Origin of the sequence: Mesorhizobium sp. WSM2240, assembly GCF_040438645.1 — a bacterium.
Taxonomy (GTDB): domain Bacteria; phylum Pseudomonadota; class Alphaproteobacteria; order Rhizobiales; family Rhizobiaceae; genus Allomesorhizobium.
The window spans coordinates 1,347,404-1,368,042 of sequence record NZ_CP159253.1 but is presented as its reverse complement, the minus strand read 5'-3'; the positions used below and the strand labels follow the sequence as shown (position 1 = coordinate 1,368,042).

The 20,639-nt window shown below is 64.4% G+C and carries 13 protein-coding genes and 3 pseudogenes; 4 read left to right on the top strand and 12 right to left on the bottom strand.

Annotation, left to right across the window (positions count from 1 at the left end; all coding sequences use genetic code 11):
- Window positions 1-117: 117 nt before the first annotated feature.
- Entirely contained in the window at window positions 118-693 is a 576-nt protein-coding gene (locus ABVK50_RS06505; protein ID WP_353642338.1) for a DUF1349 domain-containing protein, read from the top strand.
- A 156-nt stretch (window positions 694-849) separates the two neighbouring features.
- On the opposite strand, the gene ABVK50_RS06500 is transcribed toward ABVK50_RS06505, so the two are convergent.
- Window positions 850-1,869, bottom strand: a complete 1,020-nt coding sequence (locus tag ABVK50_RS06500; protein WP_353642339.1) for a LacI family DNA-binding transcriptional regulator — start codon at window positions 1,867-1,869, stop codon at window positions 850-852.
- 269 nt (window positions 1,870-2,138) lie between these two features.
- Here ABVK50_RS06500 and ABVK50_RS06495 point away from each other — a divergent pair.
- The 3 pseudogenes from ABVK50_RS06495 to ABVK50_RS06485 form a co-directional block, all read left to right on the top strand.
- A pseudogene (locus ABVK50_RS06495) lies at window positions 2,139-3,286 on the top strand (sugar ABC transporter ATP-binding protein); the annotation flags it as partial.
- Window positions 3,283-4,606: pseudogene (locus ABVK50_RS06490) on the top strand (ABC transporter permease). The pseudogenes ABVK50_RS06495 and ABVK50_RS06490, both read left to right, overlap by 4 nt.
- Window positions 4,593-5,553 (top strand): annotated as a pseudogene (locus ABVK50_RS06485) (substrate-binding domain-containing protein). Before ABVK50_RS06490 ends, ABVK50_RS06485 begins: the two co-directional pseudogenes overlap by 14 nt.
- Before the next feature lie 73 nt (window positions 5,554-5,626).
- Here the strand turns inward: ABVK50_RS06485 and ABVK50_RS06480 are convergent.
- The 11 genes from ABVK50_RS06480 to ABVK50_RS06430 form a co-directional block, all read right to left on the bottom strand.
- Window positions 5,627-6,571, bottom strand: a complete 945-nt coding sequence (locus ABVK50_RS06480; RefSeq protein WP_353642340.1) for an alpha/beta hydrolase — start codon at window positions 6,569-6,571, stop codon at window positions 5,627-5,629.
- A 22-nt stretch (window positions 6,572-6,593) separates the two neighbouring features.
- The gene (locus ABVK50_RS06475) at window positions 6,594-8,231 is read right to left on the bottom strand and encodes an ABC transporter substrate-binding protein (RefSeq protein WP_353646001.1); all 1,638 of its coding nucleotides are present in this window, start codon (window positions 8,229-8,231) and stop codon (window positions 6,594-6,596) included.
- Between the two features lie 145 nt (window positions 8,232-8,376).
- Complete coding sequence (locus ABVK50_RS06470) at window positions 8,377-9,060, bottom strand: isochorismatase family protein (RefSeq protein ID WP_353642341.1); 684 nt, start codon at window positions 9,058-9,060, stop codon at window positions 8,377-8,379.
- Window positions 9,061-10,365, bottom strand: a complete 1,305-nt coding sequence (locus tag ABVK50_RS06465; RefSeq protein WP_353642342.1) for a Xaa-Pro peptidase family protein — start codon at window positions 10,363-10,365, stop codon at window positions 9,061-9,063.
- A gap of 107 nt (window positions 10,366-10,472) precedes the next feature.
- The gene (locus ABVK50_RS06460) at window positions 10,473-11,381 is read right to left on the bottom strand and encodes a GlxA family transcriptional regulator (RefSeq protein ID WP_353646002.1); all 909 of its coding nucleotides are present in this window, start codon (window positions 11,379-11,381) and stop codon (window positions 10,473-10,475) included.
- Window positions 11,382-11,568: 187 nt separating this feature from the next.
- A complete protein-coding gene (locus ABVK50_RS06455) occupies window positions 11,569-14,352 on the bottom strand; it encodes a molybdopterin-dependent oxidoreductase (RefSeq protein WP_353642343.1) in 2,784 nt (927 codons plus the stop codon).
- A 3-nt stretch (window positions 14,353-14,355) separates the two neighbouring features.
- A complete protein-coding gene (gene nirD / locus ABVK50_RS06450) occupies window positions 14,356-14,685 on the bottom strand; it encodes a nitrite reductase small subunit NirD (RefSeq protein ID WP_353642344.1) in 330 nt (109 codons plus the stop codon).
- 5 nt (window positions 14,686-14,690) lie between these two features.
- Window positions 14,691-17,141: a nitrite reductase large subunit NirB gene (gene nirB, locus ABVK50_RS06445; RefSeq protein ID WP_353642345.1), complete on the bottom strand. Its 2,451-nt coding sequence runs from the start codon at window positions 17,139-17,141 to the stop codon at window positions 14,691-14,693.
- 17 nt (window positions 17,142-17,158) lie between these two features.
- Window positions 17,159-18,454, bottom strand: coding sequence for a nitrate/nitrite transporter (locus tag ABVK50_RS06440; RefSeq protein ID WP_353642346.1), 1,296 nt, complete (start codon window positions 18,452-18,454; stop codon window positions 17,159-17,161).
- 347 nt (window positions 18,455-18,801) lie between these two features.
- A complete protein-coding gene (locus ABVK50_RS06435; protein ID WP_353642347.1) occupies window positions 18,802-20,037 on the bottom strand; it encodes a CmpA/NrtA family ABC transporter substrate-binding protein in 1,236 nt (411 codons plus the stop codon).
- A complete protein-coding gene (locus ABVK50_RS06430; protein ID WP_353642348.1) occupies window positions 20,034-20,639 on the bottom strand; it encodes an ANTAR domain-containing response regulator in 606 nt (201 codons plus the stop codon). The genes ABVK50_RS06435 and ABVK50_RS06430 overlap by 4 nt, the downstream gene beginning before the upstream one ends.

Sequence of the window (20,639 nt, the reverse complement as noted above, 5' to 3'; positions counted from 1 at the left end):
GATGCGAGGGTTACTGAACATATGTATTTCTGTCAATACTAATGTCCATAACACTCCGACGTAGACGACGCGCCAGCGCGCCGCTATGCAGTCGATACTACCGACAGGAACTCCGCCATGCACGAAGCGTTTCACTGGCTCAACGAACCGTCCGTCTGGAGCGGCGATGCGAGAATATTTGAGCTGCGCACAGACGCCGAAACGGATTTCTGGCGTGAGACCTTCTATGGCTTCATACGCGACAATGGACACGCCTACATCCGCCCGGTGTCAGGCGATTTCACGGCCGCCGCTGTCGTCTCCGGCGACTACCAGGTTCTCTACGATCAGGCCGGGCTCTACCTGCGGGCCGACGAGAAACACTGGATCAAGGCCGGCATCGAATACACAGATGGGATGATGCATTTCAGCGTCGTGGTGACCAACGGCGTGTCGGACTGGTCGGTGATTCCCCTGCCCGACGCCAAGCCGAGCGACGAGATCGCGATGCGGCTGACGCGCCATGGCGATGCGGTCCGGGTGCAGTTCTCGGTCAACGGCGCCGCATGGCAGATGGCGCGGCTTTGCCCGTTCCAGGCCGACGACGCCGAGATCGGCGTGATGGCCTGCTCCCCGCAGCGGGAAGGTTTTCGCGCAACGTTTCGCGATCTGATGGTCGGGCCGCCGATCGCCCGGAAACTGCACGCGGATTGAGGCTTCGTCCGGAGGGGTTTACCCCCACCCCTAACCCCTCCCCTCAAGAGGGAGGGGGATGACCATTCCGCCGTTCCAGCCTTGTCTTCATTTAGGCGGCAGCGTTGAAGTAGGGGTGGGGGTAAGAAGCGTGATCCCTCTGAACCGCCAAGTGCGCTAAGCCGTCGCTCCCTGAATCAGCGAGGCATGCGGGCGGCATGAATTGCGAATCATCAGCCTTCCCTGCAGCACCAGCCGGCGGGGCTCGTCCTCCATCCTGCCGGCGAGGCGATCGAGGATGAGTTGGGCGGCCTGTTCGCCGATCGCCCGCACCGGCTGGGCAACCGCGGTCAGTTGCGGCCGGAACACGTCGGCCCAGGGAAAGTCGTCGAAGCAGGCGACGGAGACATCCTCCGGGCAGGAGAGCCCGATGTCGCGGATCGCCTTCATGACGCCAATGACCATCAGATTGTTGGCCGAAAATATCGCCGACGGGCGATCGGGCTGGGTCAGCAACTGCATCGAAGCCTTGTAGGCGTCGGCTTCGCGGAAATTGCCGAACCGAACCAGTCTTTCGTCGAACGGAATGCCGCTCGCTTCCAGCGCGCGGTGATAGCCCTCCAGCCGGTCGCGGCCGGTGGAGGTGTCGAGCGACCCGGAAACATAGCCGATGCGCCGATGTCCGAGTTGCAGCATGTAGCTCATGGCGTTGAACACCGCGCGCTGATTGTCGAGAACCACGGCATCTGCTTCGACCCCATCGCAGATGCGGTCGATCAGCACGATAGGCACTTTCGCACCGCCCAGTATCCGCTTCAGATTGGCGTCGTCTCCGGCCGGCGCAATGATCAGCCCATCCACCATGCGGCCGAGCAGAAGCTGGATCTGCTCGTCCTGCATTTCCATGTCCTCGTCATTGCTGCACAGCATGACGGCATAGCCGGCGCGGTGCAGCACCTCCTGCAGGACCGCGACGACATCGGTGAAGAACGGATTGGTAATGTCGGCAACAGTCAGGCCGATGGTGCGGGTCTTGCCCATCTTGAGGCTGCGGGCGATCGCGTTGCGCTTGTAGCCGATGTCGCGGATCGCAGCCTCGATCCGCGCGGTGAGCTCGGGACTGACGATCGCCGTCCCGTTGATGACGGCCGAAACCGTCGCCACCGAAACCCGCGCCGCCTCGGCCACGTGGAGCATTGTCGGTGCGGTCGATCGGCGGGGTCTGGTCCGGTTGCTGTTCGTCATTTCGAAACGTTTTGATGAACCCTGGATCATCGATTACGAGAATTTAGGGCAATCCGCAACATAATTGCCCAACTCAAGCACAGAGAGCATTCTCGGCAACTTGACTCATCCGAAACGTTTAGATTAGCTTTCTCGGAATTGACGACGTCGGAAGGGAGGCCGCCATTGTTATTCAATGACGATTCCGCCGTCCAGATCGATGCAGGCCGCGCAAACCCTTCGGCATCGATCTCGACCCAGAGGCGCGCATCGCTTCGCTGCGCGTCGGCGAACAGCAGCTCGTCGAGATCGCCAAGGCGCTGTCGCTCGACGCTCGCATCCTGATCATGGACGAACCGACATCGGCGCTGTCGCCCGCCGAGTGCCGGCGACTGTTCGGAATCATCCGGCAGCTTGCCGCCGATGGCGTCGCCATCGTCTACATTTCGCACCGCATCGACGAAGTCATGCATCTGGCCGACCGGGTCACGGTCTTCCGCGACGGGCGGCACGTGCTCACCGGCGAGATGAGTGGTCTGACCGAAGAGGCCATCATCGCCGCCATGGTCGGGCGCAGCCTGCTCGACGCGGTCCATGACGAGCGCGTCGCGGACGACAGGATCGTCATGGCCATCCGCGACCTTTCGCTGTCGATTCCGCAGCGGCATGGCTGGCGGCAGGTTCTGGAAGGCGTCAGCTTCGATCTGCACGCCGGAGAAATCCTCGGCATTGGCGGCCTTCTCGGCTCGGGCCGCACCGAAATACTCGAGACGATCTTCGGTTCGGCCGAAGGTCAGTCCGGCGGCGAGATCCGGCTCGACGGGCAGGCGGTCGAAATCCGCTCGCCGCGGGATGCCCGTCGGCTCGGCATCGCACTGGTGACCGAGGACCGCAAGTCGCAGGGGCTGCATCTGCAGGCCTCCATCACCGACAATGTCGCTTTGCCGCTGGTCGGCGCGCTGGCGCGTTTCGGCATCCGCTCCTTTGCCGGCGAGGCGCAAATCGCCGAGCACGCGGTCGAGACGCTGGGCGTGCGCTGCAGCGGCATCGAACAACCCGCCGGCACGCTGTCGGGCGGCAACCAGCAGAAAGTCGTGATAGGCAAATGGCTCGCCACCCGGCCGCGTGTGCTTTTGCTCGACGAGCCGACGCGCGGCATCGATGTCGGAGCGAAACGCGAAATCTACGATCTCGTCTTCCGGCTGGCGCGCGAGGGCTAGCCATAGTGGTCATCAGTTCCGAACTTCCCGAACTCCTGCTCCTTGCCGACCGCATCCTGGTGATGTCGGAAGGCCGCCAGAGCGGCATGCTTGCCCGTTCCGAGGCAACCGAGGAGCGCATCATGCAGCTTGCAGCTCCACGCAGCAGCGGCGCAAAGGCGGTCGCATGAGCGCAGCACTGAAACTTCTCTCCCGCACCAAGCTCTATTGGGGGCTGATCGCGATCTTCCTGATCGGCGTCTTGTCCTCGCCGATCACGTCCAAGGGCAACAACTCTTCCTGTCCTACGGCAATCTGCTCGACGTGCTGCGCCAGGTGTCGACAACCGGCCTGATCGCCACCGGCATGACGGCGGTCATCATCACCGGCGGCATCGACCTGTCCGTCGGCTCGCTGATGGCGATCGCGAGCGTGGTCTGCGCCATGCTGCTGACCATGCCCGGCTACACGCCCGCCGCCCTCATGGGCGTGCCAACCGTTGCGCTGTTCGCACTGCTGATCGGCGTCGCCGTCACTCGTTTCGTCTTCCTCAATCTCGGGAAGCAGCGCGCGGGCAGCGATCCGACCCGCGATGTAAGGCTCGACGCCATGCGCGGCGCCATCGTGCCCGGCGTGGTTGGCCTGGTTCTCTGCAGTCTGGCGCTGTGGTTCCTGCTGCCGCAGGTGCAGACCAAGTTCGGCGTGCTCGGCGTTCTGCTTGTCGCACCCTGCGTCGGCATGCTGTTCGGCGCGATCAACGGCTTCATCATCGTCGCCGGCCGGCTGCAGCCTTTCATCGTTACGCTGGCCATGATGGTGACGGCGCTGGGCATTGCCCGCCTCACCGCCGGCCAGAACAATGCGGTGCTGCCCGTCTATACCGGCTCGAACGCCGTCGCCGAGTTCGACATCCTGCGCTCGCTGGTGTTCGGCATCATCCCGATGCCCGGCCTGTTCTTCATCGCCGCGATCGTCATCTACGGCGCGGTGCTGCGCTTTACGCCGTTCGGCCGCTATGTCTATGCGATCGGTGGCAATGAAGAGGCCGCACGGCTTTCCGGCATCGACGCCGGGCGCGTCAAGATCGTCACCTACGCCATATCCGGCCTGCTCGCCGGCATCGCCGCCGTGCTCTATGTGGCGCAGTATCGCCAGGGCAAGCCGGACGCCGGCGCCGGGCTGGAGCTAGACGCCATCGCCGCCGTCGTCATCGGCGGCACCAGCCTGATGGGCGGGGGCGCTTGGCCGGCACGCTGGTCGGCGTCCTGATCTTCGGCCTGCTGTCGAACCTCCTGCAGCTCCACAACATCAATTCGAACCTTCAGCTGGTGCCGAAGGGACTGATCATCCTCGGGGCGGTGCTCATGCAGGAGCGCAACGCCGCCGACCTTTTCGCCCATCTGCGCCTGCCGGCCCGCCGATCGGCGCACCAGCAGACGTCCGCCAGCGAGCGGCCGTCGGAAGAGACAATGTCTCGAAACATCGGAGGAAACGCCAATGAAACGTCGTGAATTCATGAGGCTCGCCGCTTTTGCGGCAGCGCTCGCCGCAACCACCGCATTCCTGCCGGGCGCGGACGCCATCGCCCAGGACAAGTTCAAGATCGGCTTCAGCCAGGCGACGACGATCGAACCCTGGCGCGCCCAATTCAACAAGGACATTATCGCCGAAGCGGCCAAGCATCCCGAGGTCGAGCTGATCGTCACCGACGGCGAGGACAAGACCGAAAAGCAGGTCGCCGACGTCGAGAACCTGATCCGTCAGGAAGTCGACGCGCTGCTGGTCTCGCCGAAGGAATCGGCCGGCCTCACGGGCGTCGTGCAGCAGGCGATCGACGCCAAGATCCCGGTCTTCGTGCTCGACCGCAATGTCGAGACCGACCAGTACACGCAGTTCGTCGGCGGAGACAATAAGCTGATCGGCCGCGCGGCGGGTGAATTCGCAGTCGAACTGCTGGGCGGTCCGGGCAAAGCGGAGGGCACCATCGTCGAGATCTGGGGCGGCATGGGCACCCAGCCGGCGCATGACCGTCATGACGGCTTCCATGAATTCACCGACAAGGAGCCGGGCATCAAGCACCTCCTCGACCAGCAGTCGGGCGACTGGAAGCAGGACGAGGCCTACAACATCATGGCGACCGCGCTGCGCAACCATGAGAAGGTCGACATCGTCTACGGCCACAACGATGCGATGGCATACGGCGCCTATCTCGCGGCCAAGGATGTCGGGCGCGAGAAAGAGATAAAATTCATCGGCATCGACGCGCTGCCGGGCGAAGGCGTGGGTCAACAATGGCGAGCTGACGGCGACCTTCCTTTACGCCACGCCGGGCGCGGAAGGCCTGCGCCAGGCGCTGAAACACCTGAAGGGCGAAAAGGTGGAAAAGACCATCACGCTCGACACGATGAAGGTGACCAAGGAAAACGCAGCGCAGATCATGAAAGATAACGGGCTCTGAGAGCCTGAATGTCGGAGCTGGGCGGTGCAGGTCGCCCGGTTCATTTTATGCGAGGCGGCGCAGGTCGCCTGACTCAGTATCTCCACTCGCCTCTGGCGAGCGCCGCTACCGCCTCGACAATGCGGGAAAAACTTGCAGTCGCCCGGCTCGCCATATGGCGGGCGCGAAGATATCCGTGGACAAGGCCTTGCTCTTCGATCCAATGCGCCCTGCCCCCGGCCGCCAGAACCCGGTCGCGATAGCTCTCGCCGTCGGATGACAGCGGATCGCATTCGGCGGCGAAAATGACTGTCGGCGGCAGGCCGGAAAAATCGGAAGCGGCAAGCGGCGTGTAGCGCGGGTCCGTGGAAACATCCGCGCCGCCGGTGCGGACATCGTGATAGAAGCCAACGTCGCTCGTGGTCAGCAGCGGCGCTTCGGCGTGGGTGACATAGGATCCCATCGTCATGTCGCCGCCGAAGCCGGGATAGATCAGCATCTGGCCAATAGGCGCGCGGGCATGGCGGCGCACATGATGCGCGAGGCAGGCGGCGAGATTGCCGCCGGCCGACTCGCCTACCAATACTATCGGCTGGCGATAGGTGGCGGCCATCCATTCGAAGGCGGCCACCGCATCGTCGAAGGCCGCCGTGCCGGTATGCTCGGGCGCAAGGCGGTAGTCGACTGAGACCACCGCATATCCGGCTCCCGCGCAAAGCTCGGCGCAGATGTCGTCATGGCTCTCCAGCCCGCCGAGGATAAAGCCGCCGCCATGGAAGTAGAGGATGATGGCCGCAGCGTCGGGCGCCGCGCTGCGGTAGATGCGGATCGGAATGCGGTGCGTCGGCGTGACGATCGCCGTCGTTTCCGTGCCCACGCCCTCCGGACGGCCGGCGTGAAAGGCGCGGCTCATCCGGTCGTAGACCTCGCGGTTCTTGCCGATCGGCCAATCGATGGCCTCGGGCGGATAGAACCTGTTGATGCGGTCGATGAACGCCCAGATCTCTGCGTCGAGCAGCTTCCGGTAATCGGGCGCCATCGGGTCTTTCCACGCGATCAGACTATGTCTCCAGCCAGACCTTTTCAAAATGCTGCTCGAGCGCCTGATGCTGCTCCACCCCATGCACGCCTTCCCGGTAAGTGCGATAGACCGAGCGCCAGTAAGGCTGGATGATGACGCCTGAATCCCGCAGGATGGTCTCGATCTTGGCCATGATCTCGCGGCGAGCGGCGGCGTCCGGCGTCGCCAACGCCTGGTCGAGCAGGGTATCGAACTCCTTGTCGGAAAAGCCGCTCTCGTTCCACGCCCCGCCGGATTTATAGGCGAGCGACAGCACCTGGACGCCCAGCGGCCGGCCGAGCCATTCGGTGCAGGAGAATGGATATTTGTTCCAGTCGTTCCAGAAGGTCGATGCCGGCAGCACCGTGCGCTTCACCTTCAGGCCTGCTTCGCGCATCTGCGCCGCGATCACGTCGGCGGCCGATTTCTGCCATTCGACATCGACCGAGATCAGATCGTACTCATGCTCGGCCTTGCCCGCTTCGCCGATCAGCTTCTTGGCCTCTTCGACGTTGCGGACATGCGGCCCGATATCCGCGTATTCTGCATGCATCGGTCCGACATGATGATTCTCGGCCACCGTGCCGCGCCCGCTGAGGGCGATCGTCAGGACCGCGCCATTGTCGACCGCCAGTTGCGCCGCCCGCCTCACCTTGACGTCGTCATAGGGCGCGTTGGTCACGTTGAAGCGCGCAACGATGGTGGAGCCAGTGGCTATTTCGGAACTCGCGAGACCTAGCGCTTCGGCCTGTGAAAGCGTGTCGGCCGAGGTTTCGTGGTTGGTATCGATCTCGGCGGATTCGAAGGCCGAGAACATAGGATTGGGATCCGAGCCGTAATCGATCCACCGGATGCCATCCAGCGCGAAATCGCCCTTCCACCATTCGTCCTTGCGGCGTACCTCGGCGATCGTTTCCGGCTCCCAGCGCACCAGTTCGCACGGGCCAGTCGTGATCGCCAGCGCCTCCATCGGGTCGCCGCCGCCATCATAGCTGCGGTGCATGATGAGCGCGGGATAATCGGCCATGCCTGCGATCAGCGAAATATCCGCCTGCGGCAGCGTGAGCCGGACAGTGTGATCGTCGACGCGCTCGATGGCGCCTTCGACCGCCTTCTTGGTGTTGGGATCGACCAGCGAGCCCATCCGCCCGGCGACCGAGTTTCCTTCCGCCGAGGCGTCGCACCAGCGCGTGAGATTGTGGATGACATCGTCGGCATTGAACGCATCGCCATTCGACCAGGTAATGCCCTTCCGCACGTTGAGGATCAGCACCTTGGCGTCGTCGCTGGTTTCCCAGCTTTCCAGCAGCCAGGGCTCGAAGGTGAAATCGCGGTTCCAGCGCACGAGATATTCGTTGCACTGGCGGGCGACGTTGGACATTTCCACACCGTCGAAGGTGCGTGGATCGCGCCACCCCTTGACGTTCATCGCCACGCGCAGGACGCCGCCCTTCTTCGGCTCCTGCGCGCTGGCCGGGGTTGGCGCAAGACCGCCGAGGGAGAGAGCGCCGGCGGCGCTGACGCCGAGTGCAGCCATGGTCGCGAGGTATTCGCGCCGGTTCATGTGGCCCTTTTTGAAGCCGTCGGCGACCGGCTGCGCCTTCGGGTGCAGGGATCTGTTCGTCAACATCAGTTTGATCATCGGTATCTCCCGCTCGTCTCTGCCGCGGCTCCAGTTCCCCTATGCCGCAGCGGAATGATAGGTCGCGTTTCCGACGGGATATGTTCTCTCTCCCGCAAATCTTGTGCGGGATTCCGCAGATGCAAGTCGTGCGGCCGCCTCCTCAAAGCCCGCGATAAAGCTCAGCAGCATTCTCGAAGGTGAAGCGCAGCGGCACTGAGCCCTGGACCTGCCAGGCATCGGTGGTTTCTCCCGCCATCAGCCGGCAGGCGCCGTCGGTATCCACCACCGCGCCACCATAGAGCCGGTTGGCGAGGTTCAGGATCGCGGTCTGGTGCATGGCCGCCGTACCGCTGCCGCAGGCGTCCTTGACCAGGAGTACACGGAAGCCAAGCGCGATGGCATCCCTGACGGTCGCGTCGATGCACGCTTCGGTCCACACGCCGGCGACCACCAGCCATTCGATGCCGCGAGCCTTGAGATCGTCGGCGGGAGAAGCCGCACCGAAGGCGCTGGCCTCAGCTTTGATTAAAAGCGGTTCGCCGTTGACCGGGCCGACCTCGAGACACACCGCCGTGAGCGGATCGCTCTTGTCGCTGAAAACCGATAGGCCATCCGCTGTTACCGGATGCAAAGGCGGCGCGGTGTCCGAGTCCAGATCGACGATATAGGCGGAGTGGAGCACCGGAATGCCGTTTGCCCGCGCCGCCTGCTGGAGCCGTCCGACATTGGAAAGTATCGTATCGAACCCCTCCACCAGATAACGCCGGTCCTTGCGGTGCTCTTCCTGCAGATCGATGAAGAGCGCGGCCGTCTTGCCGCGCTCGATCGCTAGTGGTCTTTTCATTCAGATCTGCCCGTCCAGGAATTCGTCTTCATGGGGGAAGCGCGACAGGAGTTCGGTACCGGTGTCGGTAATCAGCACTTCGTCCTCCAGCTTGACGCCTTCGCGCCCGCCCTTCTCGCCGATATAGCTTTCGATGCTGACCACCATCCCGGGCACCAGATGCCCGTCGCGGCCATAGGTGTCGTAGTCCATCGCATGTGCGATGAACGGCGTCTCGCCATGCATGCCCACGCCGTGCATGACAGATGTGTAGCGCTGCTCGACGAAGCGTTCCGGGATCTTCCACGCCTTTTCCGCGATCTCGCGGAAGGCCATGCCCGGCTTGATAATGCCGATATTGTGCTGAACCTGCTCATGCGCCATTCGGTAGAGCGACTTCTGGTAGTCGGTCGGCCTTCCCGGTCCGCAGCGGAAGGTGCGCGAGAAATCCGAATAGTAGCCGTAGCAGCCGATCGTGTCGGTATCGAGCGCGACCAGCTCGCCGGGCCTGAGCTTGCGGCCGCTGGCCTCGTTGAACCAGGGATTGGTGCGCTGGCCGGAGGTTAACAGGCGCGTCTCGATGAACTCGCCACCCTGCCGGATAACCTCGTGGTACATGATGGCAAACAGATCATTCTCGGAAACGCCGGGCTTGATCGCCTCGCGCACGGCAGCGACCGCTGCCTCCGCGCCTGCCATCGAGACTTGCAGGCATTTGATCTCCTCGGGCGTCTTCACCGCCCTCACCGCCAGTATCTCGCCCTGGCAGTCCTTTACCTCGCAGCCGCGCTTTTCCAGCGCCAGCGCCTGAAGATGGCTGCAGCGGTCGAGCCCGAGCTTCATCGAGCCGCAGCCATGGGTCTTCAGCAGATCAGTGATCTCGTCGGCGAACGGACCCGCGGTCTCGTCGTCGCGGCCCGACACGGACGACCAGACCAGCTTCGAAGGCCGCGCCTCATCGATCGTGTCGAGCACCATGGAGACGTGGTAGCTCTGCGGATACTCGAACAGCACGATCGGCCCTTCGGTCGGGATGAAAAAATACCGGGTCGAATTGCGCAGGAAATAGCCGAACATGTTGCGCGAGCCGGTGGCGTAGCGCTGGTTATAGGGGTCGAACAGCACGACCGCGCCGTAGCCGGCCCCCCTCATCCAGTCGCGCAGCTTCTTCAGCCGGCCCTTGCGCAGCGCATCCGCATCAATGAAGGAAGGCTCGGTGTCGGACAGCCACATGCCGCCTGCCGGATCGGCGGCGGCGGGATGGCGCATGCGGTCGGCGAAATCGACATCGTCGACGCTGTCGGGATCGAAAACAACAATGCTCATGGCTACCTCCGTTTGAGCGGAAGATGGACCATCATCGCCGCTTCCGGTGTTCACAAAACCGCAGAATCCATGCCGGATTCCGCCACCATGCGGACGGCTTGACTTGGCTATTTGGCCGGTGCTCTGCGCCGCCTGGCCTGGTTGGGCGCGTAGCCAAACTGCTCCTTGAAGGCGCGCGAGAAGCTCGACGCGTTGGAGAAGCCGCAGGAAAGGGCGACTTCGCCTATCCGAAGCGTCGAGTGGGCCAGCAGATCCGCCGCGCGCCTGAGCCGCAGGCTCCGGTAATAAGCACTGGGAACGGTGTCGAATTCCAGCTGGAATGCGCGTTCGAGCTTGTCGGGCGATACGCCGAGCCGGCGGGCCAGGTCCGACATTCCGAGGCGGTCCTCCACTGCGTCTTCCATGATCGCCACCGCCGACAACACCAGTTCGTCGCGGATGCCGGTTCGGAGGCGCAGCGGCATCATCCGCCTGTCGACGCTCGAGCGCAGCGGGCTGTGCACATACCATTCGGCGACACCCGCCGCGAGCTCCGCGCCATAGTCCTTGGCGATCAGCTCCAGCATCATATCGAGGCTGCCGACGCCGCCGGCGGAGGTGAAGCGCCGGCGGTCGATGACGTACAGGTCGCGCCGCATGTCGAGGTCGGGAAAGGCTTCGCGGAAGGCCGGCTGGCTGGTCCAGTGCAGCGTGCAGGAATGGCCGTCGAGCAGGCCGGCCCGGGCGAGGAAGAAAGCGGCATCGGCGACCGCGCCGATCTGTGCGCCGGCCCGCAGGCTGCGCCTTATCCAGACCAGCGCTTCTTCGGCCACGACATGGTCGGCGTCGCCGCCCGAGCACACGACGATGCGGTCGACCACAGGCGCGGTGCGGACCGAGTGATCGGGTTCGATACCGACCCCGTTGGAGGCGAAAATCTTGTCGCCGCTCAGGCCGACGGTGATCCAGGAATAACACTTGCTGCCGGCGAGCGTGTTCGCCGCCCGCAACGGCTCGATGACCGAGCTGAACGCCATCAGCGGAAAACCCGGAAAGACGAGGACGGCGAAGCTGACCACCGCCTCGGAAAGAGAAGCGGGCGCATCGTCGGTTTTCCGGATTGCGTGGCGTTGCGCCATTTTTGTTCCCGTCGGGCAGGATTGCCTTCCGGGCGCGATACTTCCTCCTGCCGGCGCCAAACGTCAACGCGCTGGTCGCTCCGGGCTACTCGGCGGCCTGGACGCGGCCGGCGTTGACGATCGCCCTGATCTCGGACCGGCATGAGCCGCAATTGGTTCCCGCCTTGAGAACTTCTCCGATAGCCTCGACGCTGGCGCACCCAGCGGCGACGGCGGCTGCGATCTGGTTTGCGCCCACGGAGAAGCAGGAACAGACCATCGCGCCCGCATCGGGCCGGTCGGCGCCGGCGCGTCCGGCCACGATCCGGAAGCGGCTTCGCTGGCCGGCATGGGTTTCGCCGAGCTGGTCGGCGGCCCAGCCGCGCGAGACGGCCACCGGTCCCGGTGCGGCGAACAACGCGCCAGCCAGTTTTTCGCCGTCGAACGCGGCTATGCGGTGCTGACCGGCGTCGCGATCGTGATAGGCGAGAAATTCCACGCCCTCATCCGCGCCGAAAAGCGTTTGCGCGAAGCCCGGCCAGTCTATTTCCTTGGCGAAGGCCAGTTCGACGCGCCATCCGTGCCGGCACCTGGCCAGCGCCCAGTAGTCGGCGCCGATCGCCACCGGCCGCTGGCGCAGGACCGCGAAACCGAACGCCCGCGCCGCAAATCTTTCGATCCGAACCGCGGCGTGTTTCAGCGCCGGCTGGCCGGAAATCGCGTCGGTCAGCGGCGCGACGAGTGCGTCGATGCGGCCCTTGGCCGAAAACCTGTCGGTCCAGTGCATCGGCGCGAATACGCTGCCTTGGCGCTGGCGCGCGGTCAGCAGCGCGCGGACCAGCACCTCGCCGCGGGCGGACGATACGCGGACGATATCGGCGTCGCCAATGCCGTGGCGGCTGGCATCAGCCGGATGGATCTCGACGAAAGGCTCCGCCAGATGCTGCGACAAGCGCGGGCTTTGGCCGGTCCTGGTCATGGTATGCCAGTGATCGCGCACCCGGCCGGTGTTGAGGATCATCGGGTATTCGCCGCTGGCGCTGGCTTCAGTGGCCAGGCGGACGGCGATGAAGCGTGCCTTGCTGTCGGGTGTGTAGAAGCCGCCATCGGCGAAGAAGCGGATTGCGGCAGCCTTACCCTCCCCTTTGCAGGGAGGGTCGATCCGCAAGGCGGATCGGGGCGGAGACGATTGAGCTCTGTCCTGCGCCACCCCCACCCCGGCGCTGCCTTCCGACCCTCCCCGCAAGGCGGAGGGTAAAGCCCGCGCCGGCCATTGGAACGGCTCCAATCCCTCATAGGCGCCCGTGCCGATGCCGGCATGGGCGCCGATGTCGAAATCCCTCTCGCCGCCATTCTCGAAGCCCGAAAGCGCGGCATGCTCGGCGAATAGCTCGGCCGGCGCAGCGTGAGAAAAGGCGTCGGAAAATCCCATCCGCTTCCCCACCTCGGCCATTATCCACCAGTCCGGCCGCGCCTCGCCGGGCATGGGCAGGAAAGGCCGCTGGCGCGAGATGCGGCGCTCGGAATTGGTCACCGTACCGTCCTTCTCACCCCAGGCGGCGGCGGGCAGTTTTACATGGGCATGGCGGATTGTGTCGGCCTCGGCGGAGACATCGGACACCACCACGAACGGGCAACCTTTGATGGCCGCCTCGACCACGTCTGCGTCCGGCATTGAGTCCACCGGATTGGTGGCCATGATCCACAGCGCCTTGATGCGCCCGTCCGCCACGGCGCGGAACATGTCGACCGCCTTCAGCCCCGGCTTCTCCGCGACTGCGCGCGCGTTCCAGAAGCGCCGCACGCGGTCGCGATGGATCGGATTTTCGATCTCCATATGGGCGGCAAGCATGTTGGCGAGCCCGCCGACCTCGCGGCCGCCCATGGCGTTGGGTTGGCCCGTGACCGAAAACGGCCCTGCGCCGGGTTTGCCGATGCGGCCGGTCGCCAGATGGCAGTTGATGATGGCGTTGACCTTGTCGGTGCCCGAGGCCGACTGATTGACGCCCTGGCTGTAAACGGTGACCGTTTTTGGCGTATCGGCGAAAAGCGTAAAGAAGCGGAGAAGCGTCTCCTCGTCGAGGCCGGTCCGGCGCGCGATCTCCGCCATGCCGGATTCCGATGCGGCGGCCAGGGCCGCCTCGAAGCCGGTGGTGTTCGCGGCGATATAGTCGCGGTCGAGCGCATCGCGTTCGGCGAGGAAGGCCAGCAGGCCCGAAAACAGCGCGACATCGCCGTCCGGCGCGATGGCGAGGTGCAGGTCGGCGATATCGGCGGTCATCGTCCGGCGCGGATCGACCAGCACGATCTTCATGCCGGGCCGCTTCTCCTTCGCCGCCACGATGCGCTGGTAGAGCACCGGATGGCACCAGGCGAGATTGGAGCCGACAAGCACGATGAGGTCGGCAAGTTCCAGGTCCTCGTAGGTTCCCGGCACGGTATCCGATCCGAAGGCGCGGCGGTGGCCGGCCACCGACGAGGCCATGCAGAGGCGGGAGTTTGTGTCGATATTTGCCGAGCCGATGAATCCCTTCATCAGCTTGTTGGCGACGTAGTAATCCTCGGTCAGCAACTGGCCGGAGACATAGAACGCGACCGAGTCGGGGCCGTGCTCGGCGATCGTGCTGGAGAAGGTCGAGGCGACGAGGTCGAGCGCCTCGTCCCAGTCGGCGCGGCGGCCGCGAATCTCCGGGTGGAGCAGCCGCTCCTCCAGCCCAAGCGTTTCGGCGAGCGCCGACCCTTTGGAGCAGAGACGGCCAAAATTGGCCGGATGGTCGGGGTCGCCGCGGACGCTCACTTCGCCGTCCGCGGCGACCTTCGCCAGCACGCCGCAGCCCACCCCGCAATAGGGGCAGGTGGTCCTCACCTCGCGCGCTTCGTCGATCTGCATGTGTCAGGCCGCGCGGCTGGCCAGCGCTTCGAGCGCGATGAACAGCCTCTCGCCGTCGACCCTGACCGGGATCGTCTTCACCGCGCCCTCGTCAGCGCCGAGCGCCTTGCCGGTCTCCAGCGAGATCACCCAATTGTGCAGCGGACAGGTCACCGCCGCGCCGTGCACGATGCCTTGGCTCAGCGGTCCACCCTTGTGCGGGCAATGGTCTTCGATGGCGAAGACCTGGTCTTCCGCCGTACGGAAGACGGCGATCTTGCCCTGCGGCGTCGCCACGCATCGCGCGCCGCGCTGGGGAATGTCGGTGATCGAGCCGATCGCAATCCAGTTCATGCCGCTCACTCCGCCGCCTCTGCAAATCCCACCGAAGCCATCGGCCGGAACTCGTGCTTGTCCTTGCCGGAGGCGCGCTCCGTCCACGGGTCGACCTGCGCGAATTTCTGGGAAAAGACGAAGCGGTCGTAATAGTCCTTGCGCTTCTCCGCATCGTCCAGGATCTGGCGCTTGACCTCGGCGATGCCGACGCGCTTGGCCCATTTGTAGATGCGTTCGAGATAGCGGCCCTGCTCGCGGTACATCTGGACGAGCGCCACGATCACCTCTAGCGCCTCGTCCTCTGTTTTCACCAGACCCAGCACTTCGGTGCCCTTGATGTCGAGGCCGGCCGCACCCGCGAAATGGATTTCGAAACCTGAATCCACGCAGATCACGCCGACATCCTTGCAGGTCGCCTCGGCGCAGTTGCGTGGACAGCCGGACACTGCCATCTTCACCTTGGCCGGCGTCCACGAGCCCCACATGAATTTCTCGATGCGGATGCCGAGCCCCGTCGAATCCTGCGTGCCGAAGCGGCACCAGTCCGACCCGACGCAGGTCTTTACCGTGCGCAACCCCTTGGCGTAGGCGTGGCCAGAGACGAAGCCAGCCTTGCCGAGATCGGCCCACACCGCCGGCAAATCCTCTTTGCGGATACCCAGCATGTCTATGCGCTGGCCGCCGGTCACCTTCACCATCGGGATATCGAACCTGTCGACCACGTCGGCGATGGCGCGCAGCTCCTTGGACGAGGTCACGCCGCCCCACATGCGCGGCACTACCGAATAGGTGCCGTCCTTCTGGATGTTGGCGTGCACGCGCTCGTTAATGAAGCGCGACTGGTAATCGTCGGCATATTCGTCCGGCCAGTCGGCCACGAGATAATAATTCAGCGCCGGCCGGCATTTGGCGCAGCCGCAGGAAGTCTTCCATTCCAGTTCCTGCATGACGGCGGGAATGGTCTTCAAACCCTTCGCCTTGATCAGCCGGCGGACATCGTCATGACCGAGCGTGGTGCAGCCGCACATCGGCTGGACCGCCGCCGGGTTGTAGACGTCGCCCAGCGTCAGCGACATCAGTTGCTCGACCAGGCCGGTGCACGAGCCGCAGGAAGCCGAGGCCTTCGTGTGCGCCCTGACATCGTCGAGCGAGGTCAGTCCCTTGGCCGTGATCGAGCCAGCGATCGTTCCCTTGCACACGCCGTTGCAGCCGCAGATTTCCGCATCATCCGGCAAGGCTGCAACGGCCGCCATAGGGTCCAGGGGAGCGCCTCCCTGATAGGCCTGGCCGAAGATGAGCGTGTCGCGCATCTCTGAAATGTCGATCTGCTTCTTCTTCAGATCGTTGAACCATGCCCCGTCGGCCGTCTCGCCATAGAGCACGGTCCCGATGATGCGGTCGTCCTTGAGCACGAGGCGCTTGTAGACGCCGGCGGAGGCGTCGCGCAGCACGATCTCCTGGCGGTCGTCGCCATCGGCGAAGTCGCCAAGCGAGAACAGTTCGATGCCGGTCACCTTGAGCTTCGTCGGCGTATCGTTGTGCACGAAGGCGGCGGTTTCGTCGCCGGCGAGATGCGATGCCGCCACCCGCGCCATTTCGTAGAGCGGCGCGACGAGCCCGTAGACCTGACCGCCCACCTCGGCGCATTCGCCGAGCGCGAAGATGTCGGGATCGGATGTTCGCATGCCGGCATCGACGACGATGCCGCGATTAACCGTCACCCCGGCGTCCTTCGCGAGCGCTGCATTCGGCCGGATGCCGACCGCCATCACCACCAGACTGGCGGGCACGGTGGTGCCGCCGGCCAGTTCCACGCCTTCCACCTTGCCGTTTCCGACGATCGCCTTGGTGTTGGCCTTGGTCATGACCTTGATGCCGCGCTCCTCGACGGCGCGCTGCAGGAGATAGCCCGCCGCAGGGTCTAGCTGCCGCTCCATCAGCGTCGGCATCACATGGAGCACGGTGACGTCCATACCGCGCTCGCTGAGGCCTGCCGCCGCCTCCAGTCCGAGCAGACCGCCGCCGATGACCACCGCCTTTGCCCGCGACTGCGCCGCAAGCAGCATGGCCTGCACGTCGTCGAGGTCGCGATAGGTCAGCACGCCCGGCAAGTCGTTTCCGGGAACCGGAATGATGAAAGGCACCGAGCCGGTTGCGATCACCAGTCTGTCATAAGGTTCCACGACGCCGTGGTCGGAGGTCACGGTTTTCGCCGAGCGGTCGACCGCTACGATCTTGTGGCCTTTGTATAGCGTGATGCCGTTCTTGATGTACCAGCCATCGCCGTGGATGATGATTTCCTCATAATCCTTCTCGCCGGAGAGCACCGGCGACAGCATGATGCGGTCGTAATTGACCCTCGGCTCGGCGTTGAAGATGGTGATGGCATAGCGGCCGGGCGCTTTCTCCAGCAGATGCTCTAGCATCCTTCCCGGCGCCATGCCATTGCCGATGATGACGAGTTTCTCTGTCATGACGATTCGCCTTCCCTTCACTGCGCGGCAAAGGCGAGTTGGTCGGCGTCGCTCGCCTTGCGCTCCATCCTGCGGATGGCGAGATGCATCCAGGCAAACGACACCACGACCAGCACGAAGAGCAGCATGAAGCAGCTGGTCCACAGCCCGGTCAGGTCGTTGAGCATGCCGAAGAGGATCGGCAGGATGAAGCCGCCGAGCCCGCCGATCATGCCGACCAGGCCGCCCACGGCGCCGACATTCTGCGGGTAGTAGACGGGAATGTGCTTATAGACCGCCGCCTTGCCGAGGCTCATGAAGAAGCCGAGCACGAAGATCACGACGATGAAGGCGACAGGTCCGACGGCCAGGTGAAAGCCCATCCGGCCGTCTATGCCGTATACGATATAGTCGGTCGGCGGCAGCGACAGGATCAACGTGGCAACCGCCGAGACCCCGAACGTCCAGTACATGATCGTGCGCGCACCGACGCGGTCGGACAGCACGCCGCCATAGGCCCGGAAGATCGACGCCGGCACCGAATAGGCCGCGCCGATCATGCCGGCCGTGGCGATGCCGAAGCCGTAGACGCCGATCAGATAGCGCGGCAGCCAAAGCGCCAGCGCCACGAACGCGCCGAAGGCGAAGAAATAGTAGAGCGCGAAGCGCCAGACGCGAATGTCCTTCAACGGCGCGAACTCGCTCCAGAAACTCCTGGGCTGCCCGCCATGGATCCTGCGCTGGCGGATGACGGGATCGTCCTCCGTGCCGAACCAGAAGATGAAGGCCATGAAGCCGAGAACCGCCGCCCAGATCAGGGCGACATCCTGCCAGCCGCCGGCGAGCAGCACGAACGGAGCGATGAACTTGGTCACCGCCGCCCCGACATTGCCGACGCCGAAAATGCCGAGCGCCGTGCCCTGCCTCTCTGCCGGAAAGAAGCGAGACACATAGGCGACGCCGACCGCGAAGGATCCGCCGGCGAGCCCGACGCCGAGGGCCGCGACCAGCATCTGCGCGTAGGTTTGCGCGAAGGCCAGCAGGAACGTGGCTATGGCGGCAGCGAGCATGGTCGCTGTGTAGACAAGGCGGCCGCCATAGCGGTCGGTCCAGATCCCTAACGCCACCCGGACGAGCGAGCCGGTGAGGATCGGCATGCCGACCAGCAGACCGAACTGCGTCTCGCTCAGGCCGAGCTCATCCTTGATGCGCACCCCGATGATGGAAAAGATCGTCCACACGGCGAAGCAGACGGTGAAGGCGATTGTCGACATAGTCAGCGCTCTGCCCGGAGCATTGTCCTGGCTTGATGCGGCTGGAGAAGTTGCGGTCATTGTCGGCTCCTTGAGCGGCGTGGGAGGCGCCGCGCTGGGTTTGGATCAAAAACAAAAAGCTGCCGGCCAAGTCTTCGCGCCCGTCTATCCGGGACCGCGAATTCCTGATCGGCAGCTTTGCCTGTGACGCGCCCGTCTTTGGACGCTGAATCTTTGGCCCGCGAGGACCTGCATGACGAGAAGCAGGATCCGTGCCAGTTCAAGGAAACCGGAAAACATTTCACGGAATCAATGGCGAGGGAAAATTTCGTTGGATCGGAGGCGAGCCTCTCTGGTCCAAACAATGATCATTCAGCTAGGCAGGAGCACAAATGTTGTGCAATGCACAAAAGATGGCGCGGAAATGATCAGGAGCCTGAGCGGCCAGAATTCTGCGCCGCGATATAGCTCTCGATCTCATCCGGATCAAAGATGCCGCCGTCGAAAAACCCATCCGGCCCGAGCACCAGGCTCGCGCCGGCCGAGCCGACCGGCGTAGCGGCCGTCAGTGCGCCCTCGACCTTCGCGTTCGCGCCGGGAAGCGGCACGCCGAGCGGCTTCAGCGCCGAGCGGTAGATGTCCGGGCGATAGGAGTCGCGCGCGATCGCTTCATGCGCCGGGCTATGCCGGATCTGCTCCCAGCGAACCATCTGGGTATAGAACCAGAGGGCGTGGCTCTTCCAAGGAAAGGTCGCAGCTTTGGCCAGCGGAATGAAGAAATCCTCGACGAGGCGTTCTCCATCACCGCCGGTCCGGATTTGCCCGGACAGCGCGGGAAGCATCCATTCTTCCGGCTTGCCGAGATAGGCCGGGCTTGAGAGAAAAGATGCGAGTTCGGCATGGTTGGCCTTATCCGCGCACCAGATCGCGGCGCGGTAGAGCGCCCTCAGCAGCGCGGCCAGCGCTTCGGGATTGGCTTCCGCCCAGCCTGCGCCTGCGCCCAGAACCTTTTCAGGGCTGGAGCGCCAGATCGCAGCCTTCACGGTGGCGATCCGGCCGCTGCCGGAAAGTGCGGCGGCCGTGCTCCATGGCTCGCCCACGCAATAGCCATCAATGTTTCCGGCGCGCAGCGCATCCGCCATCAAAGGCGGCGGCACGATGACGATTTCGACACCCCGCTCGGCGACGCCGCAAGCGGTGAGCCAGTAGCGCAGTTCGTAATTGTGACCCGAATGCGGATGCACGACGGCGAAGCGCAACGGCTCGCCGCCGCGTCCGGCGCGCTCGGCGACCACCGCCTTCAGAGCAGCACCCGCACTCCTGGGATCGAGGTCCGGCCGCGCGCCATGTGCTTCCATCGCCGCCCAAACCGCATTTGAAACGGTGATCGCATTGCCGCCGAGACCGAGCGCCATCGGCGCTATGGTGCGGGAGGCGAGCGGCGTCAGGCCCAGATTGCAGGCGATTGGCATCGGCGCAAGCATGTGAGCCACGTTGAAATGGCCAACGGCGAGCCGGTCGCGGATGTTCGCCCAGGAGGTCTCGCGCACCAGGGTCAGCGCGATGCCTTCCTCCTCCGCGAAGCCGATTTCCCTCGCCGCGACAAGCAAGGCGCTGTCGAGCAGCGGCATGAAGCCGGCGGTGATCTGGTGCTCGGCGTTCATGGCTCCTCCTGCGAGCCCAGCAGTCCGGCGGCCGTCACCAGGCTTTGGGCGATATCGCTGATCTTACGGTTCTGGTTCATGGCGGTCTTGCGCAGCAGCGCGTAAGCCGCCTCCTCCGACAGCCCGCGCGATTTCATCAGAATGCCCTTGGCGCGGTCGATAACCTTCCGGTTCTCCAGCTCGCCGCGAGCCTCCTCCAGTTCGCGCGCCATCCGCGAGAATGCGTTGAATCGGCTGATGGCCATGTCGAGGATCGGCTTCACCCGCTCCTGCCGCAGCCCGTCCACCACATAGGCCGACACGCCGGCGTCCACCGCCGCCTCGATCGAGGCCTGGTCGGAGCGGTCGACGAACATGGCAATCGGCCGCTTCACCGCGCGCGAAAGCTGGAACATGTTCTCCAGCATGTCCCGGTTGGGGTTTTCGAGATCGATGACGATGACGTCAGGCGCGATCTCGGCGATCCGCCGGGCGATGCCGGCGACGTCGTGGATAACCGTCACCTGCTCATGCCCGGCCTCCCGCAATCCGGCTTCGATGATGGAAGCGCGGATGCGGTTTTCGTCGATCACGAGGATGGCGAGTGAACTGGGGGCGGCCAT

Bases quoted from the DNA above. Each gene is read 5' to 3' on its own strand.
- ABVK50_RS06500 (WP_353642339.1), bottom strand. From the start codon at position 1,869: ATGCTCCACGTGGCCGAGGCGGCGCGGGTTTCGGTGGCGACGGTTTCG.
- ABVK50_RS06455 (WP_353642343.1), bottom strand. From the start codon at position 14,352: ATGCAGATCGACGAAGCGCGCGAGGTGAGGACCACCTGCCCCTATTGC.
- ABVK50_RS06480 (WP_353642340.1), bottom strand. From the start codon at position 6,571: ATGGCGCCCGATTACCGGAAGCTGCTCGACGCAGAGATCTGGGCGTTC.
- ABVK50_RS06470 (WP_353642341.1), bottom strand. From the start codon at position 9,060: ATGAAAAGACCACTAGCGATCGAGCGCGGCAAGACGGCCGCGCTCTTC.
- ABVK50_RS06505 (WP_353642338.1), top strand. From the start codon at position 118: ATGCACGAAGCGTTTCACTGGCTCAACGAACCGTCCGTCTGGAGCGGC.
- ABVK50_RS06430 (WP_353642348.1), bottom strand. From the start codon at position 20,639: ATGGCCGCCCCCAGTTCACTCGCCATCCTCGTGATCGACGAAAACCGC.
- nirD (WP_353642344.1), bottom strand. From the start codon at position 14,685: ATGAACTGGATTGCGATCGGCTCGATCACCGACATTCCCCAGCGCGGC.
- ABVK50_RS06465 (WP_353642342.1), bottom strand. From the start codon at position 10,365: ATGAGCATTGTTGTTTTCGATCCCGACAGCGTCGACGATGTCGATTTC.
- ABVK50_RS06440 (WP_353642346.1), bottom strand. From the start codon at position 18,454: ATGACCGCAACTTCTCCAGCCGCATCAAGCCAGGACAATGCTCCGGGC.
- ABVK50_RS06435 (WP_353642347.1), bottom strand. From the start codon at position 20,037: ATGAACGCCGAGCACCAGATCACCGCCGGCTTCATGCCGCTGCTCGAC.
- nirB (WP_353642345.1), bottom strand. From the start codon at position 17,141: ATGACAGAGAAACTCGTCATCATCGGCAATGGCATGGCGCCGGGAAGG.
- ABVK50_RS06460 (WP_353646002.1), bottom strand. From the start codon at position 11,381: ATGGCGTTCAGCTCGGTCATCGAGCCGTTGCGGGCGGCGAACACGCTC.